Consider the following 26,454-nt stretch of genomic DNA (forward strand, 5'->3'; position numbering starts at 1 on the left):
TTAAAAAGAATAGGTAAGGCCAATTCCAATTGTTCTACCTAATTTGTATGATCTAACAGTTTCTGTTCTAACAATTCTTTCTGGCGCATTTGGGCCTAACCTTTCATTAATATCATCGGAAAAGGCCCTAATTTCATTTCTGTTTTCAAGAACTCCTTGTGTTCTTTTAATTTCTGGGTTCAATAGGTTTTGCCCATTTAATGAAACTTGCCATTTCTCAGCAAATTCCTTACTGATTCTACCATTCAAAACCACAAAACCTTTCTCAACAATATTATCGTTATAAGAGTAGTCGTAGATATCAAATCCTTCAGGACTACCCAATACATAAATCTTGTCCGAAGCGTAATTAGCATTTAAAGAGGCAGTAAACGGGTTTTCAGATGAGGTTTTTAAATTTAGGTTGGTATTTAAAATAAAATCAGAAGCACCCTCTAAACCGGTTGAATTGTTGGTGCCGAATTTGAAAAAATCTGTTGCACTCAAACCATCTTCCGTAGGAACAAATTTTAAATCTTGTTCATGATGCATAACGGTAGCGTTTAATACCAAGCTTAAATCAATTCCAGAATACACATCATTTGGCTCGTCGTAATAAGGTTTTAATAGGTTTAACTTACTTTCCAATTCCAATCCAAGAACTTCAGCTTTTTCTCCAGTGTTTTCGAATGTCCAAATACTCTCACCACCTCTCTGAACAGTTCTGTTAATAGGATCTTTAATGTCTTTGTAAAAAACAGCCAAAGAGATTAACTGGTCATTAGAGGGAAAGAATTCCCATTTAATATCAAAGTTGTTGGTAAAAGATGCTGTTAAATTATCAGCATTACCCGTAACTTCTTGTCCAGAAGGTGCAACATATCTAAAAGGGGCAATTTCTTTAAATTCTGGAAGCGTTATTGTTCTACTCGCGGCAAAACGTAAAGCATGCTTGTCATTAAGTGTGTACTTTAGGTTTAAACTTGGATAGAAATTCTGATATTTTTGATTAGTTTCACCCACTAAACGCGTACCACTACCACCAACATCATAGATAACATTGATGTCATCTTTTTGAGCTCTTAGTCCGGCATTTACATTTAGCTTGTTAAGTGCTACATTAAAATCAACATAAGCCGCTTGAGAAGTAAATTCGCCTGTGTAAATGTCCTGAGGAACTCCATTTTCGTTAAGACTTAATCTACGAACTTCAATTGAACCATTTCCAAAATTTTGAGTTGAAATAATAGAATTTAAATCGTCCAAACTTGAAGAGCGTGTACTAAACCTATCAACATCAGAGGACTCAACTACGCCAACAAATTCCGAACTAAAATCTCTTTCCTTATTTCGGTAGAAAACTCCTAACTCTATATCAAAAGCCTTGTTGGTATCTTCTTCCTTTATGATGTGCAGGACATCATTAATATAGCCGTTGTATTCATTATCTTCAATAAGTTGAGCTGCTTTTCTTTGGTTAAAACCACCTTGTGAGTTGAGAGCTACGGAGCTTTCAGGAGTGGTGTCAAAAAACACTTGATTACGAATACGGTTGGGTTCGTCAGCATTTAATAAATTATAACCAAAAGCCCAATTTAACTGGTTCTTTTCAGATAATTTGTGTTCGCCTAATAACTGACTTACTAAAAGGTTGGTTTGTTTTGTATTTTGGTCTCTTACGAACTCCAAGGGAATACCAAAACTGCTAAAGGCACCGGTATCATCACTTACCTGTGCTTCACCATTTCTTCCGAATTCAACTACATCGTCATTTAGTGTACTCAAATACGTGGTAGTGGATTTTAATTTGTTTTTATCGTTAATAAACCATGTTAGGTCCAAAAGTGCCGTATTGTTTATTTCTGATTGAAAAGTAGTATAATCAGATGCGCCAACTTGAACAAAACCGTATTCCAAAATTTGATAAATACCCTCATTGTAACGGTAACTTTCATCATGAGCTCCTGTAAGTACAAAAGAAAGTTTTCCATCAAAAAACTTTTTTCCAAGGGTAAGGTTTACACCATAATTGTATGGATTGCTTTTGATAGAAGGATCCCAGGATTGTTCAGTAAGTTGCTGAACGAGATTGCTGTTAGCGTCGTAAAACCCAAACGTGGTTTCATCTGCAAGGTTTGGGCTTATTTTAAAGTTATCTTTAGCACCGTCCTCATTAATAGAGGAGTTTACACCTCCAGAAATCCCAATGCTAAGTTCAGAACTTCCAATTAATTCTCTTGACGTAATGTTTATGTTACCCGAAGCCTGATCAGCAGATGTTCTAGCTGAATATGTTTTGCTAATGCTTACGTTCTGGATAACTCTTGTGGGAAATAAACCTAAATTAATATTCTTTTTGTCAACATTGTCAGACGGAATGGGCAGGCCATTTAAGGTTGTGGATAAATATCGATCACCAAGCCCACGAACAAAAATATCTCCAGAAGCCTCGCTTTCAGAAACACCAGAAATTTTGGTTGTAGCTGTTTTTGCGTCAGATATACCTAAATCACCCAACTCTTTAGCGCCAATACTTTCTACTACGGTAACTGCGTTTTTCTGATCTAGTAGTAGAGCTACCTCAGAATCTTTTCTAGCTACCGTAACTACAGTTACCTCATCCAAAGAAACTCCTTCAGAAGCACTCATGGGTACGTTGACTGTGGTCACTTTACCGGCCTCAACCGTAATGTTGGGCAACTCCAAGGTCTCATATCCCAAATAACTGAATACCACCGTGTAGTTTCCTGGTTCTAAACCTGAAATTTCATAAAGGCCGTCAAAATCAGAGGTTGTACCCTTGGTGGTTCCTTTAATTAAAACATTAGCAAAAGCTAACGGTTCATCATTTGCCTCCTTGTCAGTTAGTATTCCAGCAATACTTCCAGTTTCTTGGGAATAAGAAATATAAAATCCAAAAACTGTAAAAAATACAATCAATTTTCTCATTAAAGTGTTCTTCATTATCAGCCGCAAAGAACGCTAGGGGTTGTAAATGTCGGGTTACCCCCATGTTAAATATGGATTGCAAAAAGGTTACCTAAACGTTACTACATTAAATCAATGTTAAGCGATTTTGACATAAGGGTATTATCTGTACTTTTGACAAATTAACTAGTCCAAAAATTTCAATCAGCATTGCTAGAAATATATGGTTGAATACTGGGTTAGTTGCAACGGACCGTATAAAACCAAACAAAGACACACGGATGAAAAAAAAGGATATTACCATACTTTTGGTGGATGATGAACCGGATATTCTGGAAATTTTAAGTTACAACCTTTCTTCCGAAGGCTACGAAATTATCACGGCCAAGAACGGTGCTGAGGGTGTTTCCAAAGCAAAAAAGAAGCAGCCAGATCTAATTATCCTAGATGTTATGATGCCAGAAATGGACGGTATCGAGGCCTGTGAGATTATGAGAAAAACCCCTGGTCTGGAAAATACGATCATTACCTTTTTGACCGCAAGAGGGGAAGATTACTCCCAAGTGGCGGGATTTGATGCTGGAGCGGACGATTACATTACCAAGCCCATAAAGCCCAAGGTTTTGGTGAGTAAGGTAAACGCCTTGCTCAGGAGATTGTCCAAGGAAGAGGGAACCCAAGAAGATATTACCAAGGTTGGGGATATCATTATCAATAGGGAAGAATATAAAATTATAAACCAAGGTGAAGAACTAGTACTTCCTCGAAAGGAATTTGAACTCTTGGCCCTTTTGACCTCAAAACCCAATAAAGTGTTCAAACGCGAGGTCATTTTGGATAAGGTATGGGGCAATGAAGTCGTTGTGGGCGGAAGGACCATCGACGTCCATATCCGAAAATTAAGGGAGAAAATAGGGGAAGATCATTTTAAGACCGTTAAGGGAGTGGGCTATAAGTTTGTATTGTAATGCCTATTCAAGCCAAAAAATCCTATAGGTTTGCCTTACGTTCTGCATTTTATATAGGTGTTATTTCCTTTTTTGTTTTTGGAGGCCTTCTTTGGTTTTTCAATATATTAAATTGGTTGCTTTTGGTCACTGCGACCCTTCTTGTTTTTGGCTTTTCATTCTTGGCCCTTCAATTTAGGATCGAGCGTTTTATTTACCGTCGAATCAAGAAGATCTATGATGATGTGGAGCTCTTAGAGTCCACACCTCTAGCCACTAATCCAGTAACTACGGATATGCGGACCTTGACCGCCGAAATTGAAAAATTTGCCAAGGATAAGAAAATTGAAATCGATACCCTAAAAATTAGGGAGGCGTACCGAAAGGATTTCTTGGGAAACGTTTCCCATGAGCTAAAAACCCCATTGTTCACGGCACAAGGTTATTTGGAAACATTATTGGATGGGGCCATTGACGACAAAAATATCAGAAAAAAATATCTGTCAAGGGCGAACAAGGCGGTGGAAAGGCTCATTTATATTGTTAGGGACCTGGATTTGATCACCAAACTGGAAGTGGGGGACCTAAGACTGGAAAAGGAAGATTTCAACATTGTCGAGCTTATTCAGAATGTATTTGACCTGCTGGAAATGAAGGCCAATAAGAAGAAAATTGTCCTCACCTTCGACATGGCGTACCCAAACCCGATTATGGTATATGCCGATAAGGAAAAGATACAACAAGTGCTCACCAACCTTTTGGTAAACTCCATTAAATATGGCAATGAAAACGGGACTACTGAGGTGAGTGTTGAAAACCTTGTGAAGAATAAGGTAATCGTAAGGGTAACGGACAATGGTGAAGGAATTCCTGCCAACCATATTCCAAGATTGTTTGAGCGTTTCTACAGGGTCGATCAAAGTGGTAGTAGGCGCGAAGGAGGCAGTGGTTTGGGATTGGCTATTGTTAAACACGTCATCGAGGCACATGGGGAAAAAATCTACGTTGAGAGTTCAGAGGATGTAGGTTCCGAGTTTTCTTTCACCCTAGAGAAAACCAAATCGGAAAATAGGAAAGCCAAAAAATAAAGACCCGTATCAATTTTCTTAGCTTTGCGTTCTTATAGGAAATATTGTGGGCAGCAAGAACAAGCTAAAAAGATTTAAGGAAAATGAGACCTTTCCCAATGTAATTCAGCCGACTCGGGAAGAGGTAGTGGATGGTTTTTCACTTCAAGGAAACTGGAGTGACCATTTTAAAAATGACAACCCAATTGTTTTGGAACTTGGCTGTGGAAAAGGAGAATACACCGTTGGGTTGGCAAAAAAATATCCTGATAAAAATTTTATAGGAATTGATATTAAGGGGGCAAGATTTTGGCGTGGTGCTAAAACGGCTTTGGAGGATGGTTTGCCCAATGTGGCTTTTTTAAGAACTCAGATTGAATTGGTGGATTTGTTATTTGGTAAAAATGAGGTCTCAGAAATCTGGATTACCTTTCCGGATCCTCAAATAAAATATAAACGCACCAAGCACCGAATGACCAATACCGCTTTTTTGGAAAAATATAGGCAAATTCTGGTACCGAATGGACTAATGCATCTTAAGACCGATAGTGAATTCATGCATGGTTATACACTTGGGCTGTTACATGGCCTGGGATTAGAAGTCGTCTACGCCAATCATGATGTTTACAAAAATGAAGGTAGTCCTAAGGATGTTTTGGAAATACAAACATTCTATGAAAATCAGTATCTTGAGAAAGGGAAACCAATAACCTATATACAGTTTAGGATACACTAAGCGCATGCAACATTTGCTCATTCTTTTCTTCGCAACATTTTCAGCGGCGTTTATGGCCACTGTACCTCCTGGATTACTGAACTTGAATGCAGCAAAGACCAGTGTGGAGAAAAATAAGCTCAATGGAATTATCTTTAGTTTGGGTGTGTCCACCGTCATCATGCTCCAGGCAACCATAGCTGTTTTTATCTCAAAGTTTCTGGATAGAAACCAGGAGGTTGTTTCAACTTTACTTGAGCTGGCCATAGTCGTTTTTGCAGGGTTGGCCATTTATTTTTTTATTGCCGCTAAACGAAATAAAAAGAAAAAAATAAAAGCGCTAAAAATCAGTAAAAGAAATAGTTATTTTAAGGGAATGTTCCTAGCTACACTGAATTTTTTGACCATCCCTTACTACAGCGGTTTGAATATTATGTGGAATGCTTCTGGATGGATCAAGTTTATGTTCTTGGACATTGCCATTTTTGTACTTGCTGCAGGTTTGGGCACTTTTTCTGTACTTTACCTGTATGTTTTTTACTTTGATAAATTGGAGCATAAAACGAATAAATTTGAAAGGAACGCGAATTATATTCTTTCCTTTCTCATGGTAATTCTTCTTATTATAACCGTTGCTCGAGTCATAAATCGCTAATATGGAGGATAACCGGAACTTTTTTGAAAAGGTATATGAGGTGGCCAGACAAATACCTTACGGTAGGGTAACATCCTATGGAGCTATCGCTAAATATTTGGGAGCGGCCAGAAGTGCAAGAATGGTAGGATGGGCTATGAACGGTGCTGGAAAAATGGAGGATGTTCCCGCGCATCGGGTGGTCAATAAAGCTGGACTTTTAACTGGGAAGCATCATTTTGAAGGCACTAACCTTATGCAGCAATTATTGGAGAGCGAAGGTGTTAAGGTCGTGGATAATCAGATTCAGCATTTGGAAAAATACTTCTGGGACCCTTGGAAGGAACTGGGATAATCGTTTTAATCGAAAATCATTGTAAATACCGTTTTATCATCGGAAATTACATTGATACTTCCCCCATGAAGTCGCATTATCTGTTTGGAGAGGCTTAACCCGATACCTGTTCCGGAATTTTTTGTAGTGAAGAACGGAACAAAAATTTCATTTAACAGGTCAGGGGGGATTCCTGCTCCATTATCCCAAACTTGTATGTATTTTTTGTTCATTTCATTGATGCCACAAATGAATTTTATCATTCCATTTTCCTGACCTTCCAACGATTGTTTGGCATTCTTGCCCAAATTTAATAGTACCTGCGATATTTGTTGTGAATCAATATACAGCTCCAGTTCCTTAGGCTTTACTTCGATTTCTATGCTCACTGGATTTTCTTGATTCTGTTCTTCTAACAACAGTTTTACCCGCTCCAAAAGCCTACCGGCGGAAACAAGTTCTTTCTCAGGTTCTGGAACACTTAGGAATTTACGGTAAGATTGGACAAAACTCATAAGATCGTTCCCTTGGTCCTTAATGACTTCCAATCCTTTTGCCGTATTTTTTATTTGGTCCTTACTAAATTCGGTAGGATGGGTATTGGAACTTCCCTTTTTGAAATACTTAAGGATGGATTCCGAAATAGAGGTAATAGGAGTAATCGTGTTCATGATTTCATGGGTCAGAACCCGAATCAATTTTACCCAGGAATCCGTTTCCTTTTCATCCAACTCCCGATGAATATCGTGAACCACAACCAATAATAGATCTTGTCCTTCAATGGTCAACGGGGTACATTTAATACTTAAATCCCGTTTTCCCCTTTCATTACCAAGTTGGTAGATTCTATTTTCAAAGGGCTCCAATTTTTGAAAGAGCTGATATAGGTCTTGATCTACCTGGTTCAACTGTTTTATGTGATTCAACGGACGATAATTCAGTAATTCCTGTACGGTAGGGTTGGCAAACAGAATATGTCCTTTCGAATTAATGGTGAAAATACCAATATCCGCCTGTCTTAAAATTTCCTGATAATATTGTTCCTGGGCCTGCTTCTTTAAATGAATATCCTGTATCATGCTGTTGAGCATGTTTAGGCTATGATTGAGCTCTTCCAAGGATTTTACACTCAGTTTTTCCGGAAATCTCAAGGTAAAATCCTCATTTTTAATGGCATCAAAAAAATAGGCAATTTTACGATTGGTCTGATTTACGTAATTGATCAGAGCAGTGGTTTGGGCAATTATTATTAAAACACCTATACCGCAACCAACATAACTCTCCTTGAAAAAAAGATATGTGGAAAGCACAACCGTAAGGACTATAAGACCAATCCTAAAAACCAACTGGAGGTATATATTGCGGCTTACCATAATTATTTAGAGGTTTTTTTAAGCTTGTTGTAGAGCGTTTGCCTGGAAATTCCAAGCTCTTCGGCAGCTGCACTATAATTACCATCATGTTTGTTCAAGGCGTTGGAAATCATGATCAATTCCATCTCCTCAAGAGTACTTGGTCCGTTTTCCATGGATATGGAACCTTTGGATTCTAGTAAAAAATCATCAGGCTTCAAAACATTACCTTCACTCAAGATAACCGCCCTTTCCATGGTATGGAGCAATTCCCTTACATTTCCCGGCCAAGCATAGGCCATTATTTTATCCTGGGCCTGTTGGTTTATCCGTAGTCCCTGTTTTCCATACTTGCTTATGAATTTGTTCAAATAGAAATCGGCTAATACGAGAATGTCGTTCTCACGTTCCCTAAGGGGTGGTACTTCTACGCGAATGGTGTTGATTCGATATAGGAGGTCTTCCCGAAACAAGCCATCGGAAACCATTTTATCCAAATTGCAATTGGTGGCACAGATAAGCCTAATATCAATGGGAATGGGTTTGTTGGAACCCACCCTAACAATAACCCGGTTCTGTATGGCGGATAATAATTTGGCTTGCATTTGTAATGAAAGATTGCCAATCTCATCCAAGAATAAGGTTCCCCCATTGGCCGCTTCGAATTTTCCGGCCCTATCCTCCTTTGCATCGGTAAAGGAACCTTTAACATGGCCAAATAATTCGCTTTCAAAGAGATTTTCTGAAATGGAACCCATATCCACAGAAATAAAAACCTCATTTTGCCTTGCGGATAGTTTATGTAACTCCCTTGCGATGAGCTCTTTTCCAGTTCCGTTTTCACCGGTTACCAGGACATTTACATCGGTTTTGGCTACTTTTTGGACCAAGGATAGTACGCGGTTCAAGGCCTTGGAGTTCCCTATGATGTAATTTGAGTTTTGGTTGATTACCTGCTTAAGGTTTGTCTCCTTCTCTTTAAGCTGTACTACTTCTTTTTGCGTTTTTCTAAGCTCATAGGCAGATTTTACGGTGGTCAATAACCGTTCGTTGTTCCATGGTTTAAGAATAAAGTCGGATGCACCCTCCTTTAATGCCTCCACGGCCAAGTTTATTGCACCATAAGCGGTCATCATGATTACCGAAATATGAGGTGCCTTCTTCTTTATTTCCCGTAGCCAATATAATCCTTCGTTCCCAGTATTTACACCGGCAGAAAAGTTCATGTCCAGTAAAATAATGTCCAAAGCGCTAAAATTGGGAAAAGATGAAATTTGGTTCGGATTGGAGATTGTTTGCACGCTCTTATATTCGAACTGAAGTAAGATTTCAAGGGCACTTAAGACACTTTTATTGTCATCTATGACTAATATTTTTGCATCCACCATAAAACTATAGCATTACCAGTTGATTGAGATAAATCTACAAATTGACAGGTATACTTGTCTACAAGTGTCAAAATATTTTACAATATCTGTACAAGTATTTTACAGTACATTCAAATATTTGTTTTTGAATTTATTATAAAACACTGAAATACAGTTTTTTAAGATTGTGGCATATAAATAGTATTGAGAATGGCATACCATTTTAAAAATATGACGCATAAACTTAAAATAGCACTATTTACACTTCTTTTGATAGGGGTGAACATAAGCGCCCAAGAAAAATGGACGTTGGATGAATGTATTGCCTACGCACTTGAAAATAACTTACAGTTAAATGATTTTGAATATACCAATCAATCTAACAAGGAAACCTATGCTCAGTCCATAAGAAACTTGCTTCCCTCTGTTAATGCAAGTTCAAGTTACGTTATTAATTTTGGGCGTAGTACGGACCCCTTCACCAATGATATTGTAACTACAGAATTTTTCAGTAATAATTATTCTTTGGAATCATCCATAGATTTATTTCAGGGTTTCCAAAAGATTAATGCTATCAAGGCTTCCAAATTTTTATTTAAGGCCACCAAGGAGGAAGTATTACAACAGAAATTTCTCTTGGCCTTCAGGGTCATGCAAGCCTTTTATGACATTCAATTTTTTCAAGGCTTGGTAGCCATATCCAAGGAGCAACTACAAGTTTCGAAATCGAACTATGATTTGGTAAAAAGACAAATAGATTTGGGGCTAAAGGCAGGTGCTGATTTATACGAAGCGGAGTCCTTATTGCTTACGGATGAATTGAACCTTACCCAGAGTGAGAATCAATTGGCAGCAGCTGAACTTAAACTTATTCAAGAAATGAATCTTGAAGACACATCAGAAATTACTATTCAAGAAGAATTGGCTGAGGTAGGGAAAAATTTTATTACGGACGAAATAAGGTCGGATTCCATTTACTCTACCGCTAGGGACTTTTTACCCTTAATTAAAGCCCAGGAATTTCGTGCCAAGGCTGCCAAGAAACAAATAGGTGTGGCCCGGGGAAGACTATATCCCTCTCTAACGCTTTTTGCGGGCATTGGCACGGGGTATTTTGAAACCACAAGGGACACTCTGGGAAATACGTTGCCTTTTAGGGAACAATTCAGGGACAATACCAGCCAATATATTGGGGTAAGCCTTAATGTACCCATTAGCAATGGATGGTCCGCCAGATCAAGGATTAAACAATCCAAGATTGAAAGGTTAAGGGCGGAAAATAATTTGAAGACACAGGAACAGGTGCTCTTCCAGACCATTCAGCAATTGGTTCAGGACCACAATTCGCTCTTGGTGGAATTGGAGCAGAGCAACCAGAAAGTAGAAGCTCAAAACTTGGCATTTACCATTGCCCAAAAACGATATGAAAAAGGGTTGATCAATGCATTGGAGTTATTTACCGCAAAAAATCTGTTTGCCAATGCGCAAAATGAGAATTTGCAGGTAAGGCTAAGATCGGAAATCAATAAAAGCACTTTGGATTTTTACAGGGGACTTCCCGTATTTAACATTAACTAGAATTAGATTAAAGAATAGCATGGATATACAATTAGAAAAGAAAAAAGGATTACGCCCCAAACATTATGGTTACATCGCCTTGGGCTTATTGTTATTATTTGTGGGGTATCAATTGCTTTTTGCGACTTCGGTTTCAACGTTTAGGACAGAAAAAGACAAGCTTTCAATCGCCGAAGTTTCCCAAGGTAAGTTTGATGATTACATTACTATCAATGGTAATGTGGCTCCTATCACTACCATTTACATGGATGCCTATGAAGGAGGTAGGGTTACGGAAAAGTTGATTGAGGAAGGTGCCATGGTTAAAAAGGGAGATATTATCCTAAAGTTGGAGAATATGAACCTTTATGAGCAAATATTGGCCAGTGAAAGTAATTTGGCTTTAAAACAAAATGATCTCCGCTCAACAAAATTGACATTTGATTCCCGTCAAGTGGAGGGAAGACGTTCCTTGGCAACTGCCAGTACAGATTTGCAGCGGTTAAAAAGAAACTATGAGCAGAACAAGGCCTTGTACGAGGATGAGCTGATTTCTCAAGAGGAATATCAGCTGTCAAAGGAAAACTACGAACTTTCCAAGAAGCAATATGAGATTGTTAAGGTACAGACGGAGAACGATAATGAGTTGAGGGAAAAATCACTACCAGTTTTGGAGGCCGATTTAAATCGTATGCAGAAGACCTTGGGCATGGTATACCAACGATTAGATCATTTAAATGTGCGTGCCCCGGCCGATGGACAGTTAGGCTTTTTGGATGCGGAAATAGGTCAGAATATTTCCCAAGGTCAACGAATAGGACAGATTAACGTGCTTACGGATTATAAGATTGAAGCCGATATAGATGAGCACTACATTGACCGTGTGAAGAGAGATTTGAGCGCTGTTTTGGAACGGAACGGGAACGAATTTCCCCTAAAGGTTAGAAAGGTTTATCCCGAGGTTAGAAATGGAAGGTTTAGGGTCGATTTGATTTTTACAGAAAATAAGCCGGAAACTATTCGTGCCGGGCAAAGCTACAATATCAGATTACAGTTAGGGGAATCCAGTGATGCCTTATTGGTTCCCAAAGGTAGTTTCTTCCAAAGTACGGGCGGTCAGTGGATATTTGTTGTGGGTCCAGATGGAGAAGAAGCCTTAAAAAGACCTATTAGAATCGGAAAACAAAATTCTCGCTATTACGAAGTTTTGGAAGGTTTGGATGCCGGTGAAAAGGTAATAACCAGTAATTATGACAGCTTTGGGGAAGCTGAAAGAATAGTATTAAAATAAAAAAAACTGTCACATTCGGATATACTGGATGTCATTATAACAATCAATTAAATCAAAAAAGGATGATGATAACTATTAAGAACCTAAAAAAGAGTTTTCGCACTGAGGAAGTAGAGACCTTGGCTTTGAACAACGTAAACCTTAAGGTAGAAGATGGCGAGTTTGTGGCCATCATGGGGCCTTCGGGTTGTGGAAAATCCACCTTGTTGAACATCATAGGCATGTTGGACAATCCTACGGAGGGCAGCTATAACTTTGCCGGACATGAAGTTAGCGGACTCAAGGAAAGTCAACGTACCCAATTGCGAAAGGGAAATCTTGGTTTTGTATTCCAGAGCTTTAACCTCATCGATGAGCTAACGGTCTATGAAAATGTGGAACTACCGCTCATCTATTTAAAAATGGGAAAGAGCGAGCGAAAGGAAAAGGTAATGAAAGTGCTGGAACGTATGAAGATTGCGCATCGGGAAAAGCACTTTCCACAGCAATTATCCGGTGGACAACAACAGCGTGTGGCCATTTCCAGAGCGGTGGTCACCAACCCAAAACTCATTCTTGCGGATGAGCCTACGGGTAATTTGGATTCTAAAAACGGTATCGAGGTTATGAACCTTCTGACGGAACTGAACCAAGAAGGAACTACCATCGTCATGGTGACCCACTCCGATAGGGATTCCCATTACGCCCACAGGGTAGTTAACCTGTTTGATGGACAAATTGTTACAGAGAGCCAAAACCGAGCCATTGGAGCCATGATGTAACAGGGAGTTTATTCAATAGCCCTGAACACAGTCTAAGGGTCAATCAAAAAAAACAATCAAAAATGAATGGTCATGAAAATTTTCAAAAGTAAGATCCCATCTCTTAAGACAATCTCAGTTGCATTCACTTTGTTGTTCGCAATTACATCGGTTTCTGCTCAGTCGGAAATAGACGTGGATCCTTTTGAAAAGGTAATCATAAGCCCACATATCGAAGTAACCTTTGTAGAAGGTGCTAAGGAAATGGTAGAAGTACATTCCAACACCCAACCACTTTCAAAACTGAATATTGAAGTAGTTGGTAAAACCCTTCGGATATACCTGGATGGTGCCAAAACCTATACGGAAAGTAAAGACGTAGAGGGTGATAATTATGATTACAAAGTTCCCATCTATAACGGCACAGTGGTCAAGGCAACCGTTACGTATAAAAACCTGGAAGAATTGTCTTTGCGGGGAGAAGAAAAATTCATTTGTAAAAGTACAATCGACCAAAATGAATTTACCCTTAAAATTTTTGGCGAATCTCAAGTGTATTTTAACGAAGTCAAATTAGGTGACTTGTCCACGACCATTTATGGAGAAAGTTTTCTTGAACTTAAGGAAGGTAGTATTGATAGCCAAAAAATTACCGCTTATGGAGAAACCAAGGTAAACACCTTGAATGTTAATTGCAACAAAGCAAAAATAACGGCCTACGGTGAAGGTAGTTATCGACTTTCGGTAAAGGACCGATTAAAAGTCACCGCCTTTGGCGAAGCTACCATTGCCTATGAAGGTTCGCCCGAAGTAAAAAAGGGATTAGTTATTGGCGAGGCCACCATCCAGAAAATGAATTAGGCCATGTTTAAGAACTACATAAAGATTGCCTGGAGAAATTTTATAAAAGGAAAATTATATTCTTTTATCAATTTATCAGGTTTGACTATTGGAATGACCTCTTTTATTCTGATAGCGCTTTTTGTTCAGTATGAAATCAGTTATGATAAGCAACATGAACATGTAGATGATATTTACCGAGTGATTAGCGAACAACCGGGCAATATATATAAAGGAACCGATTTGTTTTCTGGCACTCCTTTTCCTTTGGGAACCGCTATGGTTGAAGATTTTCCGGAGGTAAAAGCTAAAACAGCCTTTGATTTACGAAAGAATCTGTTGAGTACGGATGAAGAGGCGTTTAATGAAAAAGGTATTTTTGCCGATAAGGGTTTTTTTGATGTATTTACCGTTGAGTTAATTTCAGGAAAGGGGAAATCAGCTTTGGAGGAACCATCCAATATTCTTGTCACCGAAAGTTTAGCCAAAAAGTATTTTGGAAATCAATCTCCATTAAACCAGAACATTACTTTTGATCGGAATACCCAATTTACGGTTAAAGGCGTTATTGCCGACCCGCCTAAAAATCAACATTTCAGCTACTCCTATATTGCTTCCGTCAGTGACGCCCCATACTATTCGACCAATAAAAGCGCATGGGGAAATAATACGGCCGTCACTTATGTCAGATTGGAGAGCGGAACAGAGCCCGAAGAATTGGAAAATAAGCTTTTGGTGTACCAAAAGAATTATGAGGAAGAATATGCGAAGTATGGTCTTGAACCCGCTATTTTTAGGCTGCAACCTTTAAAGGATATTCATCTCCACTCCAAAGTAAATTTTGAACTGGAACCTAATGGAGATATGAACTATGTTTACCTCTATAGCTTGATCGCCTTGGTAATTTTATCATTGGCGTCCATTAATTATATGAATTTGACTACCGTAAGGGCGGCACAAAGAGCGAAGGAAATTGGAATAACCAAGGTTTTGGGAGCCAAAAAACATCAACTTAAAGCTCAATTCTTGGGCGAATCATTTCTTTTTACCATTTTTAGTTTTGTACTTGCTTTAGGTTTGGCCTCGGTACTTTTGCCCTTATTCGGTCAATTGTTGGGCAAGAACATTCCTTTTCAATATGCTGGTAATACTTGGCTCCTTTTTGGCATGTTCGGTATGGCCATTTTAACGGGGGGACTTTCCGGTCTTTATCCCGCAGTTTTCCTTTCCCGTGTTTCCCCCGTAAAAGCCTTTAAGGGTAATTTTTTAAAAAATAACGGAAGAAATGCGTGGATTAGAAAAGGTTTGGTAGTAGGGCAATTTACCGCGGCAATTGTTCTGGCTATAGGCAGTTTGATTATCTACCAACAACTACAATTTACGCAAGACAAAAACTTGGGTTATACTAAAGAACATATTGTTCACGTGCCATATTCCACCAATGAGATTGCCAGTAATGAAAATGTAATCCGAAATGAACTGCTTAAGAACCCCAGGATAAAAAAGGTTTCAATGAGCACTCAAATTCCGCTGAATTTTGATAATCAAGGTCCTATTTCTAATTGGGAGGGTAACACAACCAAGGAGTTGCTTGGAGTATACCGAACCTTTGTAGACTATGACTTTGTAGATGTTTTAGGTATGGAAATCGTAGAAGGCAGGGCATTTTCCAAGGATTTTGCAACAGATGAAAATGAGGGATATATTATTAATGAAGCAGCTGCGAAGGCTTTAGGTTGGAAAACATCGGTAGGTAAGGAATTCGATGAGGGTCATGTAATAGGTGTTGTCAAGGATTTTCATATTCAAAAATTTAATCTAGCTATTGAACCTTTATATATGCGATTAAGACCGCAGTGGGCCAAAAATTTTGGTGAGGTAATCATGACCATTGATGTGGAGAATTTTGAAGAAACCAAAAAATATATCACCTCAGTTTTGAATGCCGCAGTTCCTTTAGTGCCTTTTGATGTTAAATTTTTGGATGATACGTATGCCCAACTTTACGATAGTGAAATCAGATTGGGCAGCACATTCAATATTTTTACCGTATTGGCACTTATTATTGCGAGCATGGGTATGTTCGGTTTGGTATCCCATAGTATTTTGCAACGTACCAAGGAAATAGGTATACGAAAAGTTTTGGGTTCTTCCACTGTTGCCATCGTGTCACTCATCTCTAAAGATTATTTAAGGTTAGTGGTCATCGCATTGCTTACTGCGTGTCCAATGGCCTATTATTTTATGAACGATTGGCTTCAAGGTTTCGCTTACCGAATTGAAATAGATTGGTGGGTGTTCCTACTGGTAGGTTTTATGGCATTAATAATCGCCATAGTTACCATCAGTTTTCAAAGTATAAAAGCATCTTTAGCAAACCCCGTAAAAAGCTTAAGGACGGAATAGTTTTTCAAATAAAAACCGGAATCATGATTAAAAACTATATCAAAATCGCTTGGAGAAATATTAAGGGCAACAGATTGTTTTCATTGATTAATATTATTGGTCTTTCCATAGGGTTGGCCATTGTTATTTTGTTGTTTTTGTTCATTTCGCATGAACAGAGTTTTGATACTATGTTCCCTAAAAAGGACAGGATTCATAGGGTTTTGGTAGAAACAGATGGTGATTTTGGTTATGAAACTTGGGCCAAGGCACCCCCTGTTGTAGCAAGTAGCTTGCAAAAAGAAGTGACCAATGTGGAAAAAGCGGCCAGAATGTTGAAGCATAATTTTGGTCGTACGGCATCGTTACGTGTTAACGATCAGAATTTTACGGAGGACCGGTTCTATTGGGTAGATAAAGAGTTGTTGTCCATATTTGATATTTCCATATTAAAAGGAAATAAGGTAGGTGCCTTGGATCGGCCAAATACGGTAATCATCTCGGAAAAGACCGCACGCATGTATTTTGGAAACGACGATCCTGTTGGCCAGGTACTACTCGTTGATGGTAGCAGAAAGCTAGAGGTAACAGGGGTGTATCAGGATTTTCCTGAAAACAGTACTTTGGATGCCAATGTAATGGCCTCCAGTAATGGTTATTGGTTTTATGAGAATACGTCTTGGAGCAATTCTAGTTTTGAAACCTATTGCCTTCTAAAGAAAAATGTTTCTCTTGAAGCTACTTTGATTCAAGTGGACAAAATGTTGGATGCCAACGTACCCAAAGAGAACCAATGGTACTCCCTTTCCTTGCAGCCTTTGAGCAAAGTACATTTGTATTCCGCTTCTTTCGGCAATACCTATACATCCCGCGTTGGGGACATCAATGAAGTGAGAAATCTAGGTTATTTGGCTGTACTTATACTATTGATTGCCTGCATGAACTATATGAACCTTACCACAGCACGATCTCAAAAGCGCTCAAAAGAAGTGGGTATCAGTAAAACCCTCGGAGCAACCTCTCAGTCTTTGATAGGTAGGTTCTATATGGAAACCGGATTAATTACAGCCATTTCAATGATGTTGGGTTTGTTTTTGGCAATTATGGTGTTACCTGCCTTTAATGTCTTGACCGACCAACAACTAAAAATCGACCTTTTGCTTAACGGTAAATTTTTAGCTGTTCTCGTTATCATTTGGGCCATAACTACTTTTTTATCGGGAATATACCCAGCGCTTTATTTGTCCCGATTCTTACCAAAACAAATCTTATCCCCTTCCTTAAAACAGGGTAAAGGAAACTTGGTGGTAAGAAAGGGATTGGTGGTATTGCAGTTTGCTGCTTCAGCATCTTTGATTGTGGGCGTTTTGGTTATCTATCAACAATCCCAATTTATTCAAAACAAGAATTTAGGCTTTGCTCCGGAAAACGTAATGGCCATATCTGTAAGGGGATTACGAGGAATAGAGAATCAAAATGCCATGGCGCAAGAACTAAAGAGTTTAACCGATGTTACTTCGGTGGCCATGGCCCAAGGATATCCCAGTGTTGACGTAAGCGGACGTACCTTAAGAAAAAATCAATCGGAAGAACATGGGTTGAATATCCAGACCAATGTGGCAGATGCTGAAATAATTGATGTCTTAAATTTGAAACTTTTGGCCGGACAAAAACTTCCAGCACATAAAAGTGAAGGCGATACACTAGTGGAAGTTGTACTTAACAAAAAAGCTATTGATTATTTAGGATTTTCTCCTGAGGAAGCCATTGGTAAAGAGGTGTATATCGGAGTTCCCAATACCATTGTAGGCGTAGTGGACAATTTTAATTATGAATCGTTGCGCCAACCTATCGGTGCCTATGCATTTCATAATGGCAATAGTGAAGGCAAATCCTTTATGTTGGTGCGGTTTAAAACGGGAAATATTTCCAACACGTTGTCGGGTTTAAAAACAGCTTTTAACAAAGTAGCCCCTAATCTAGATTTTGACTATACCTTCCTAGACCAGAATCTAGAAAACCTTTATGCCCGTGAAAAAAGGGCCGGGCAAATAAGTATAGTATTCTGTATGCTGGCCATTTTCGTGGCCGCCTTGGGCTTGTTCGGTTTGGCCGCATTTACTGCAGAACAGCGAAGAAAAGAAATAGGAATACGCAAGGTTTTGGGCGCTTCGGTTGCCAGTGTAGCGCAAATGTTATCCAAGGATTTTGCAAAATTGGTGCTCATTGCATTACTGTGCGGTTTTCCCTTGGCCTATTTTCTTATGGAAAATTGGTTAGAAGGTTTTGCTTATCGCATACAAATTCATTGGTGGGTATTTATCATATCTGCAATTGTAGCCTTGGGTATAGCCCTGTTAACGGTCAGTTTTCAATCCATTAGGGCTGCACTGACCAACCCCGTAAAAAGCTTACGGACGGAATAAAAGCCCCTCTATCCTTATGACATCTCCTAGGAAGGGAGAGAAAAAGGAATTGACAAGTTTGATGTGGATTTGAGGGTCAAGAAGTTAGTTATAAGACAGTAGACAAAAGAAAAATAAAACAACCATGTCGCTTGCTCCCCTCCGCCTGTGCTGAGCGCAGTCGAAGTATTGGAGGGGGTGGGGGAGGCCAAAAAACGAGAATTATGTTTAAAAACTATATCAAAATCGCGTGGCGAAATCTTTGGAAGAATAAAGGCTACAGTGCTCTCAATATTTTTGGCTTGGCCATTGGTATAACCTGTGCAAGTCTAATATTACTTTGGGTAGAAGACGAAGTGAATTATGATAGTGTTTTCCCAAAACAAGATTTGGTATACTACGTACCGACCAATCAAACTTTTGAAGGTGAAGTCTACACATTTTATTCGACGCCAGGGCCTTTAGCAAAGGATTTAAAGGATGAAATACCGGAAATCACCAAATCTTCTAAGACTTGGGGTGGAGAAATTTTACTTTCTGATGGCGAAAATGGAATCAATCGATATGGCAGGTATGTAGACCCTGATTTTTTGGATATTTTCAGTCTTAAGTTTTTAGAGGGAGAATTAAAAGGCGCGTTATCAAGTCCGGATGGAATCATCTTGACCCAAGAAACCGCCGCAGCGCTTTTCGGTTCAGACAAAAAAGTGCTTAACCGTGTTATAAAGGTTAACGATGAATATAGTTTTACGGTTACCGGAGTTGTTGAAAACTTGCCTAATAATGTTACGTTCGGGTTCAACTGGCTACTGCCTTTTGAACGATTCCAACTTGGGGATGAGGATATGTCTTGGACGGAAGAGTATGGTAATAATTTTGCCGACACTTTTGTAGAACTTGCCCCAAATTCAGATTTTAAAGAAGTTGATACTAAAGTAAGGTCAATGATCGCCTCGAAAATGGATAGCAAGGATGACTCACCTAATGAGGCTTTTTTACATTCCATCAAAGATTGGCATTTACGTTCAGATTTTAGAGGAGGTAAGAGTATTGGAGGGCAAATTACCTTTGTTCGCTTAGTAGCATTCATCGCATTGATTATCCTACTCATAGCGTGTATAAATTTTATGAATTTATCTACGGCAAGAAGTGAAAAAAGGGCCAATGAAGTAGGAGTTAGAAAAGTCTTGGGTTCCGGCAAGAAACTATTGATCTCCCAATTTATGATGGAAGCCTTGATTATGGCAGGTATTTCCGCTTTGCTTAGTGTTGTTTTGGTGCTGGTGTTATTACCATCCTTTAACACTTTGGTTGAAAAGCAAATTGAATTAAGGTTGCTTGAACCATTACACCTAGTTTCTCTTTTGACGATTACCTTGGTTTCCGGTCTTTTGGCGGGGTGGTACCCTGCGCTATATCTTTCGTCTTTTAGACCGGCCCAAGTACTTAAGGGAAGTGGTAAAAGTCAAGGTAGCGCAACATTGATTCGAAAGGGGCTTGTGGTCACCCAATTTGCGGTATCTATAGTTTTCATTATTTGCAGTATTATAATCTATCAGCAAATAGAACATGTAAGGGCCCGTGATGTAGGGTATGAAAAAGAGAATTTAGTCAATGTATCCGTTAGCGGTGATATGGTAAATAAATTCTACCCTATAAGGGAAGAAATGATTGCTTCCGGGACCGTTGAGAATGTTGCCCTTACTAATTCTTATATGTTATCCAGTGGCAACAACGGATCGGGTTTGAGCTGGCAAGGAGGGGTAAATACTGAAGATGTTCTTGTGAGGTTCAGATATGTGAGCCCTAGTTTTTTTAATACTGTTGGCCTAGAAATGCTTGAAGGTCATGGTTTTAATGATGACAGGGCGGTGGATAGTACCAATGTAATTATAACGCAATCTTTTGCCGCTCTTATGGGGGATAATAGCGCCCTAGGTAAGACCATCACGCGTAATGATACCAATTATAATGTAATTGGAGTGGTCAAGGATTATCTCTATGGAGATATGTACGGTAATGGAAAGACAGGCCCGGTCATGTTCTTTAATAATTATGATTTTGGCAATGCCATGTACATAGGTATAAGACCTGAATCATCAAGAAAAGAGGCATTGATGGCGATTGAAAAAATACTCAAGGAATACAATCCTGCGTTTCCTTTTGAATATCGTTTTGAAAATGACTTGTTTAATTCCAGGTTCAGAAATGAGGAATTGGTTGGTGAGCTTTCCAAAATATTTTCTCTTTTGGCCATTATTATTTCTTGTCTGGGATTGCTTGGACTTGCTGCCTATACAGCAGAGCAACGTAGAAAGGAAATTGGTGTAAGAAAAGTATTGGGAGCCAGTGTTTCGGGTATTGTCAACCTACTTTCAAAAGATTTTATGAGGTTGGTATTTATCTCCATTTTGATCGCTATTCCATTGGCATGGTATGCGATGCAAAACTGGTTGGAAAGTTTTGCTTATCGCATTGAAATCAATTGGTTGGTATTTGTCATTGCTGGCGTTGTTGCCATCACAATAGCGCTATTAACGGTTAGCTATCATGCGATAAAATCGGCACGAGCCAACCCGGTTAAAAGTTTACGGACGGAGTAGCGCAATACAATATCGTTTTCTGATTTAAATGTATTGATTATAAATAGATTACAGCGCTTTTTTAAGAATCTATCTGTAAATAAACTGTACACTTTCTGTCAAAAAAATTTACACCTTTAAAAGTGAAGAATTAGTCAAAACACTGTAAAACAGAGGGTTGAATAGTTGGCACGAAATTGGGCTTATACTAATATGAACTAATGCATCAACCAGTGCTGAGCGTAGTCGAAGCATCAAAAAACGAGAACCATGATCAAGAATTATTTTAAAATCGCTTGGAGAAGCTTAAAAAAAAGGAAGGGTTTCGCCACAATCAACATTTTGGGCTTGGCACTTGGTTTTGGCTGCAGTATTTTAATTTTTCTATTTGTTCAACATCATCTACAATTTGATAATTTCCACAAAAATTCGGACCGAATCTATCGGTTCAATACAGAGGAGCATCGGGATATTGTGGATTACGAGGCGTCTGTACCTCCGGGATTTGCAAATGCCTTTAAACAGGATTATGATTACGCCGAAATAGTGGCAAAAAGTGCCGATCGTGAAAATTGGCTCATTTCCATTGAAAATGGTTCCGAAAAAAAACAGCTAAAAGCAAATATATCCTTTGCGGAAGCAGATTTTTTTAAAATATTCAACTACCCATTGATTGATGGTACTAATCAAGCTCCTATTACAGAGCCCAATACCGCTTTGATTACCGAGCAATTGGCAAAAAAATTGTTCGGGGATACAGATCCAATTAATAAAGATTTCGTTCTTGAAAATTTAGAAACGATAAGGATTACTGGTGTGCTCAAGAATCTGCCAAAAACGACCTTGAACAAATCGCAACTCTTTGTCTCCTTCGAAACAATTAAGAACTATGATGAATTTCTCGCATCTGAGGGTTGGGGCGGTATTAATTCCAGTTTACATTGCTATGCGCTAATGCGGCCGGATCAGGACATTGCTTTAATAGAGGAGCAACTTAAAGGCTACGTTGAAAAATTTCGTCCAAATAGCAAGAATGTGCACCATTATAAAGTGCAGCCACTGGCGGATGTTCATTTTGATGAAAGATATAGTGGAGGAATCGACCCCAAAACGCTATGGATATTTTCTTTAATAGGTTTCTTTATTCTCATAATAGCAAGTATCAATTTTATAAATATTTCCACGGCACAATCCACTAATCGCTCAAAGGAAGTTGGGGTTCGTAAGGTTTTGGGAAGTTTCAAGGGACAATTGTTTTGGCAATTTATGGCCGAAACATTTATTGTGAGCCTGCTTGCACTTCTTTTTGGAGCTTTGCTATGCTCTTTGGTTTTGCCTTCCTTTAACTCGATGTTCGATATAGAGCTTTCCGTTAAAGGGCTGTTGAACATTAAATTCCTAGGATTTATTTCGGTTATATTGGTATTGGTTACTCTTTTGGCGGGAAGTTATCCAGGATTACTTCTGTCTAGGATAGCCCCGATTTTGGCTCTAAAAAGGAAATTATCACAAAAGGATACAGGCGGTTATTTGACCAGAAAGACGTTAGTGGTCACACAATTTGTAATAAGTATTGTGCTTATAATCGGGGCCATTGTGATAAGTAAACAATTAAAGTATGCCATCAATTCCGATTTGGGTTTTGAAAAGGAAGGAATTGTTATGGTGGAAATTCCGGATGATATTGAACCTATACAATTACAAGGTTTAAAAGAACGCATAGCGCAAAATGCCGGTGTAGAAAGCGTTACGGCCTGCTTTGCGTCGCCAGGGGCTGGTGATAACAATTGGGGAACTAGTGTCCGGTTCAATAATAGGCCAGAGGCGGAGGATTTTAATATTCAGGCCAAAGCGGGCGACAAAAACTACTTGAATACGTTCAATTTGGAACTGGTCGCCGGACGGATTTTTTATGAAAAAGACTCGGTAGACGAGATTTTAGTAAATGAAGATTTTGTCAGAAAAGTGGGTCTATCCAAAATGGAGGATGTTCTGAATAAATCGGTCAATATTAGCAATGACTTTATCCAAGGAAAAATAGTAGGGGTAGTTGCGGATTTTCATGATCAAGATTTTCATGCCCATATTAATCCTATATTCATTACGCCTCACCCAAGACTATACACCGAAATAGCCGTAAAAATTAATCTAGAAAATACGAAGAGCGCATTGACACATCTTGAAAACGAGTGGAGCTCGTCCTTTCCGGATTATGTATTTGAGTATTCTTTTTTGGATGATCGGGTGGCGGAACTTTATGAGACAGAACAGCGTTTTCTATCTCTCATTGGAATCTTTTCTGGTATGGCCATTTTTATCGGTTGCTTGGGAATCTATGGGCTCATATTGTTCTTCGTAGTACAGAAAACAAAGGAAATAGGCATTAGAAAGGTATTGGGGGCAAGCATTAATTCAGTGGTACAGTTATTAACCAAGGATTTTTTAAAACTTGTGGGGATTGCATTTTTGATTGCATCTCCCATTGCTTACTATTTTATGAATCGATGGCTAGAAGGCTATACCTATAGTATTGAAATACATTGGTGGGTATTTGCCTTGGCAGGGGGCTTTGCCTTGGTCATTACTTTTGTAACAGTGGGATTTCAATCCCTGAAATCGGCGCTTGCCAATCCTGTAAAAAGTCTAAGAACGGAATAAAAACCTGTGCTGAGCGTAGTCGAAGCATCAATCAAAATAAATCATCGAACATGTTTAAAAATCATATCAAAATCGCCTGGAGGAGTTTAAAGAAACAACCCTTTTTTACATTCCTAAACACCTTTGGCCTTGCCATTGGTATGACGGGAGCCTTACTTATTTCATTGTATATCTATGATGAATTAGGGTATGATAAAATGTTTGCCGATGTTGAACGAATACATCGTTTAAACGCAGATATCAAATTTGGGGGTCAAGTAGAGTACCAACCAGAGGTGTCCGCACCTATGGCCGAAGCCATCTTGAACGACATTTCACAAGTTGAGGCCGCTACCCGATTTCGAAGTACCGGTGCTACGCTCATCAAAAAAAGTGGTGAGGTAAACAGTTTTAAGGAGCCAAGAACTACCTATGCCGAAACCAGTATGTTCAGTTTACTTGGGCTAGAGTTGCTGCATGGTGATGCAAGTACGGCCCTGGACGAGCCCAATACGGCGGTTATCTCCCAAACTCTTGCCCAAAAACTTTTTTCGACAGAAAACGCCATTGGAAAATCCATAGATATTGACGTTTACGGCACCTATACGGTTTCTGGAGTAATACCAGATCTTCCAAAAAATTCTTTTTTACAGGAAAGGAACCTTTTCCTGTCCATGGCAGGTTATCCGGATGCGCGAGAAGGTGCCTGGGGCAGCCATAATTATTATACCCTTATAAAACTTAAGAAAGGCATACAGCCCAATGAAATATATCCAGGACTCAATGCCATGGTCGGTAAATACGTAATCCCTTTTGTTCAAAGCTTCTTTCCCGGTATTACTTTGAAACAGTTTGAGGAAAGCGGAAACTATATAAAGTATAGTACCATCCCCTTGACCGATATTCATCTACACTCGAACCGTAGTCCGGAATTCAGTCCCAACGGCAATATTCAGAACTTGTACATTTTAGGGGCAATAGGTATTTTCTTGATTATACTGGCCAGTATCAATTTTATGAACTTGAGCACCGCCCAGTCCCTCAAACGCGCCAAAGAGGTGGGTGTTCGTAAAACCTTGGGTTCAGGTAGGTCTGGGCTTATAAGACAATTTTTAACGGAATCTGGCCTAATATCATTTGGTTCATTGCTGGTCGCAGTAATCCTTTCTACTGCTCTTTTGCCGGTATTCAATCAACTTTCGGGTAAAAATCTTGAAATTCCTTTTACCAATCCTTTGTTTTTGCTTCTTCTCGTAATTGCAACACTAATTTTAGGTTTTCTTTCAGGCAGTTACCCTGCACTTTTTATGTCGCGTTTTGTTCCGGTCAAGGTTTTGAAGGGAACTGGTGACCAAAGTCTGGGCGGAAGTAGAACTCGTAACATATTGGTCATTTTTCAGTTTGCTGTTTCGGTCTTGCTTATTATAGCCACCTTGGTGGTGTACCAACAGCTCAACTTTATTAAAGGCAAAGACCTTGGGTATGCCAAAGACCAGGTTTTGGTGGTAGATGACGTTTATCTATTGGGGAATAAAAGGCAAGTGTTCAAGAAAGAAATAGAGGGCTTGACACAAATAGAGCATGCTACATTGAGCAGTTTTTTACCAACCCCTTCTAACCGTAGCGACAGCTCGTTTTTGTTGAATGAGGACCGTAGCCAAGAAAAAGCGGTGCAAATGCAGGAATGGCAAGCGGATTATGACTATGTGAAAACCATTGGCTTGGAATTGGTGGCCGGTAGGGATTTTGACCCTCGTTTTGGAACAGACTCTACGGCGATTTTAGTCAACGAAACCACAGTTAAAAAAATGAACAGCACACCAACGGAAGTTTTGGGCAGACAATTGGTTGAGCTTAACCAAGGTCGTGGAGAGTCTATTTATACGATTATAGGTGTGGTAAAGAATTTCAATTTTGAAACCCTTCACAATGAAATTGATGCCTTGGGTATTTTTCCCAGCAATAATGCGGGTAGATTGGCCATTAAATTAGGAGAGGGTGATTTAAACCGTACCCTAGCTCAAATTGAAGGGGTTTGGAACCAAATGGCCGTAGGCAAGCCCTTTTCCTATCATTTTATGGATGACTCATTTAACCAAAGCTATGAGGCCGAACAACGATTGGGAACCATTTTTATGATTTTTACCATGCTTTCTATTTTGATTGCCTGTTTGGGACTTTTTGGCTTGGCAGCCTTCAATGCACAAAAAAGGGTTAAGGAAATTGGGGTACGCAAGGTGTTGGGTGCTATTGTAGGCCAGATTACCTACCGTTTGTCCATGGATTTTTTAAAGTTGGTTTTCGTATCCATTCTCGTTGCCTTACCCTTGGGTTGGTTTGTCATGAACAGATGGTTGCAAGATTTTGCTTATCGAATTGACCTGCCTTGGTGGGTCTTGTTTTTAGCTGCATTTATGGCAGTGGCCATAGCACTAATAACGGTTAGTTGGCAAAGTTTAAAAGCGGCTATGGCCAACCCTGTAAAAAGTCTAAGAACAGAGTAGCGTTTAAGTATGATTTTCTGATTAAGACATGTTGATTATAAAGGTGTTGTAAATTCTTTTTGGCGGTTCTTGTTGTAAATAAATTGTACATGATTTGTCAAAATATTTTACACCTTTAAAAAGAAAAAATTAGACAATTATTTGTAAAACAGGTAATTGTCTAATTGGCACGGAATTGGACATTACGTTT

At 39.1% G+C, this 26,454-nt stretch carries 17 protein-coding genes; 14 read left to right on the forward strand and 3 right to left on the reverse strand.

Features of this window, described 5'->3' with window-relative positions; genetic code table 11:
* Nucleotides 1–2,928 carry a TonB-dependent receptor gene (locus CJ263_RS10090; protein WP_094997150.1) on the reverse strand — a complete coding sequence of 976 codons (2,928 nt, stop codon included), beginning with the start codon at nt 2,926–2,928 and terminating at the stop codon, nt 1–3.
* A 260-nt stretch (nt 2,929–3,188) separates the two neighbouring features.
* On the opposite strand from CJ263_RS10090, the gene CJ263_RS10095 reads away from it, so the two are divergent.
* The 5 genes from CJ263_RS10095 to CJ263_RS10115 are packed head-to-tail and all read left to right on the forward strand — an operon-like array spanning nt 3,189 to nt 6,625.
* Nucleotides 3,189–3,875 (forward strand): response regulator transcription factor, encoded by a 687-nt coding sequence (locus CJ263_RS10095; RefSeq protein WP_094999205.1) that lies wholly within the window; start codon nt 3,189–3,191, stop codon nt 3,873–3,875.
* Nucleotides 3,875–4,942, forward strand: coding sequence for a sensor histidine kinase (locus CJ263_RS10100; RefSeq protein WP_094997151.1), 1,068 nt, complete (start codon nt 3,875–3,877; stop codon nt 4,940–4,942). Before CJ263_RS10095 ends, CJ263_RS10100 begins: the two co-directional genes overlap by 1 nt.
* A gap of 46 nt (nt 4,943–4,988) precedes the next feature.
* The gene (trmB, locus tag CJ263_RS10105) at nt 4,989–5,657 is read left to right on the forward strand and encodes a tRNA (guanosine(46)-N7)-methyltransferase TrmB (protein WP_094997152.1); all 669 of its coding nucleotides are present in this window, start codon (nt 4,989–4,991) and stop codon (nt 5,655–5,657) included.
* Between the two features lie 4 nt (nt 5,658–5,661).
* Nucleotides 5,662–6,291, forward strand: a complete 630-nt coding sequence (locus CJ263_RS10110) for a LysE family transporter (RefSeq protein ID WP_094997153.1) — start codon at nt 5,662–5,664, stop codon at nt 6,289–6,291.
* 1 nt (nt 6,292) lies between these two features.
* Complete coding sequence (locus CJ263_RS10115) at nt 6,293–6,625, forward strand: MGMT family protein (RefSeq protein WP_094997154.1); 333 nt, start codon at nt 6,293–6,295, stop codon at nt 6,623–6,625.
* Nucleotides 6,626–6,630: 5 nt separating this feature from the next.
* Here the strand turns inward: CJ263_RS10115 and CJ263_RS10120 are convergent, their stop codons facing one another.
* Both CJ263_RS10120 and CJ263_RS10125 read right to left on the reverse strand, forming a co-directional pair.
* Entirely contained in the window at nt 6,631–7,977 is a 1,347-nt protein-coding gene (locus CJ263_RS10120) for a sensor histidine kinase (RefSeq protein WP_094997155.1), read from the reverse strand.
* A 2-nt stretch (nt 7,978–7,979) separates the two neighbouring features.
* A complete protein-coding gene (locus CJ263_RS10125) occupies nt 7,980–9,344 on the reverse strand; it encodes a sigma-54-dependent transcriptional regulator (RefSeq protein WP_094997156.1) in 1,365 nt (454 codons plus the stop codon).
* Nucleotides 9,345–9,554: 210 nt separating this feature from the next.
* On the opposite strand from CJ263_RS10125, the gene CJ263_RS10130 reads away from it, so the two are divergent.
* From CJ263_RS10130 to CJ263_RS10170, 9 genes are all read left to right on the forward strand, one after another.
* A complete protein-coding gene (locus tag CJ263_RS10130) occupies nt 9,555–10,901 on the forward strand; it encodes a TolC family protein (protein WP_094999206.1) in 1,347 nt (448 codons plus the stop codon).
* Between the two features lie 19 nt (nt 10,902–10,920).
* Nucleotides 10,921–12,171: an efflux RND transporter periplasmic adaptor subunit gene (locus CJ263_RS10135; RefSeq protein ID WP_094997157.1), complete on the forward strand. Its 1,251-nt coding sequence runs from the start codon at nt 10,921–10,923 to the stop codon at nt 12,169–12,171.
* 65 nt (nt 12,172–12,236) lie between these two features.
* Nucleotides 12,237–12,932, forward strand: coding sequence for an ABC transporter ATP-binding protein (locus tag CJ263_RS10140; protein WP_094997158.1), 696 nt, complete (start codon nt 12,237–12,239; stop codon nt 12,930–12,932).
* A gap of 72 nt (nt 12,933–13,004) precedes the next feature.
* A complete protein-coding gene (locus CJ263_RS10145) occupies nt 13,005–13,772 on the forward strand; it encodes a head GIN domain-containing protein (protein WP_094999207.1) in 768 nt (255 codons plus the stop codon).
* Between the two features lie 3 nt (nt 13,773–13,775).
* Nucleotides 13,776–16,157: an ABC transporter permease gene (locus CJ263_RS10150; RefSeq protein WP_094997159.1), complete on the forward strand. Its 2,382-nt coding sequence runs from the start codon at nt 13,776–13,778 to the stop codon at nt 16,155–16,157.
* 23 nt (nt 16,158–16,180) lie between these two features.
* Nucleotides 16,181–18,562 carry an ABC transporter permease gene (locus CJ263_RS10155; protein ID WP_094997160.1) on the forward strand — a complete coding sequence of 794 codons (2,382 nt, stop codon included), beginning with the start codon at nt 16,181–16,183 and terminating at the stop codon, nt 18,560–18,562.
* Nucleotides 18,563–18,765: 203 nt separating this feature from the next.
* The gene (locus CJ263_RS10160; protein ID WP_094997161.1) at nt 18,766–21,144 is read left to right on the forward strand and encodes an ABC transporter permease; all 2,379 of its coding nucleotides are present in this window, start codon (nt 18,766–18,768) and stop codon (nt 21,142–21,144) included.
* A gap of 249 nt (nt 21,145–21,393) precedes the next feature.
* Nucleotides 21,394–23,781 carry an ABC transporter permease gene (locus CJ263_RS10165; protein WP_094997162.1) on the forward strand — a complete coding sequence of 796 codons (2,388 nt, stop codon included), beginning with the start codon at nt 21,394–21,396 and terminating at the stop codon, nt 23,779–23,781.
* Nucleotides 23,782–23,831: 50 nt separating this feature from the next.
* Nucleotides 23,832–26,264 carry an ABC transporter permease gene (locus tag CJ263_RS10170; RefSeq protein ID WP_094997163.1) on the forward strand — a complete coding sequence of 811 codons (2,433 nt, stop codon included), beginning with the start codon at nt 23,832–23,834 and terminating at the stop codon, nt 26,262–26,264.
* Nucleotides 26,265–26,454 lie beyond the last annotated feature (190 nt).

Source organism: Maribacter cobaltidurans (genome assembly GCF_002269385.1).
Classification (GTDB): domain Bacteria; phylum Bacteroidota; class Bacteroidia; order Flavobacteriales; family Flavobacteriaceae; genus Maribacter; species Maribacter cobaltidurans.

Bases quoted from the DNA above. Each gene is read 5' to 3' on its own strand.
- CJ263_RS10150 (WP_094997159.1), top strand. From the start codon at position 13,776: ATGTTTAAGAACTACATAAAGATTGCCTGGAGAAATTTTATAAAAGGA.
- CJ263_RS10110 (WP_094997153.1), top strand. From the start codon at position 5,662: ATGCAACATTTGCTCATTCTTTTCTTCGCAACATTTTCAGCGGCGTTT.
- CJ263_RS10140 (WP_094997158.1), top strand. From the start codon at position 12,237: ATGATAACTATTAAGAACCTAAAAAAGAGTTTTCGCACTGAGGAAGTA.
- CJ263_RS10165 (WP_094997162.1), top strand. From the start codon at position 21,394: ATGATCAAGAATTATTTTAAAATCGCTTGGAGAAGCTTAAAAAAAAGG.
- CJ263_RS10120 (WP_094997155.1), bottom strand. From the start codon at position 7,977: ATGGTAAGCCGCAATATATACCTCCAGTTGGTTTTTAGGATTGGTCTT.
- CJ263_RS10170 (WP_094997163.1), top strand. From the start codon at position 23,832: ATGTTTAAAAATCATATCAAAATCGCCTGGAGGAGTTTAAAGAAACAA.
- CJ263_RS10095 (WP_094999205.1), top strand. From the start codon at position 3,189: ATGAAAAAAAAGGATATTACCATACTTTTGGTGGATGATGAACCGGAT.
- CJ263_RS10125 (WP_094997156.1), bottom strand. From the start codon at position 9,344: ATGGTGGATGCAAAAATATTAGTCATAGATGACAATAAAAGTGTCTTA.
- CJ263_RS10090 (WP_094997150.1), bottom strand. From the start codon at position 2,928: ATGAGAAAATTGATTGTATTTTTTACAGTTTTTGGATTTTATATTTCT.
- CJ263_RS10135 (WP_094997157.1), top strand. From the start codon at position 10,921: ATGGATATACAATTAGAAAAGAAAAAAGGATTACGCCCCAAACATTAT.
- CJ263_RS10115 (WP_094997154.1), top strand. From the start codon at position 6,293: ATGGAGGATAACCGGAACTTTTTTGAAAAGGTATATGAGGTGGCCAGA.
- CJ263_RS10155 (WP_094997160.1), top strand. From the start codon at position 16,181: ATGATTAAAAACTATATCAAAATCGCTTGGAGAAATATTAAGGGCAAC.
- CJ263_RS10130 (WP_094999206.1), top strand. From the start codon at position 9,555: ATGACGCATAAACTTAAAATAGCACTATTTACACTTCTTTTGATAGGG.
- CJ263_RS10160 (WP_094997161.1), top strand. From the start codon at position 18,766: ATGTTTAAAAACTATATCAAAATCGCGTGGCGAAATCTTTGGAAGAAT.
- CJ263_RS10145 (WP_094999207.1), top strand. From the start codon at position 13,005: ATGAAAATTTTCAAAAGTAAGATCCCATCTCTTAAGACAATCTCAGTT.
- CJ263_RS10100 (WP_094997151.1), top strand. From the start codon at position 3,875: ATGCCTATTCAAGCCAAAAAATCCTATAGGTTTGCCTTACGTTCTGCA.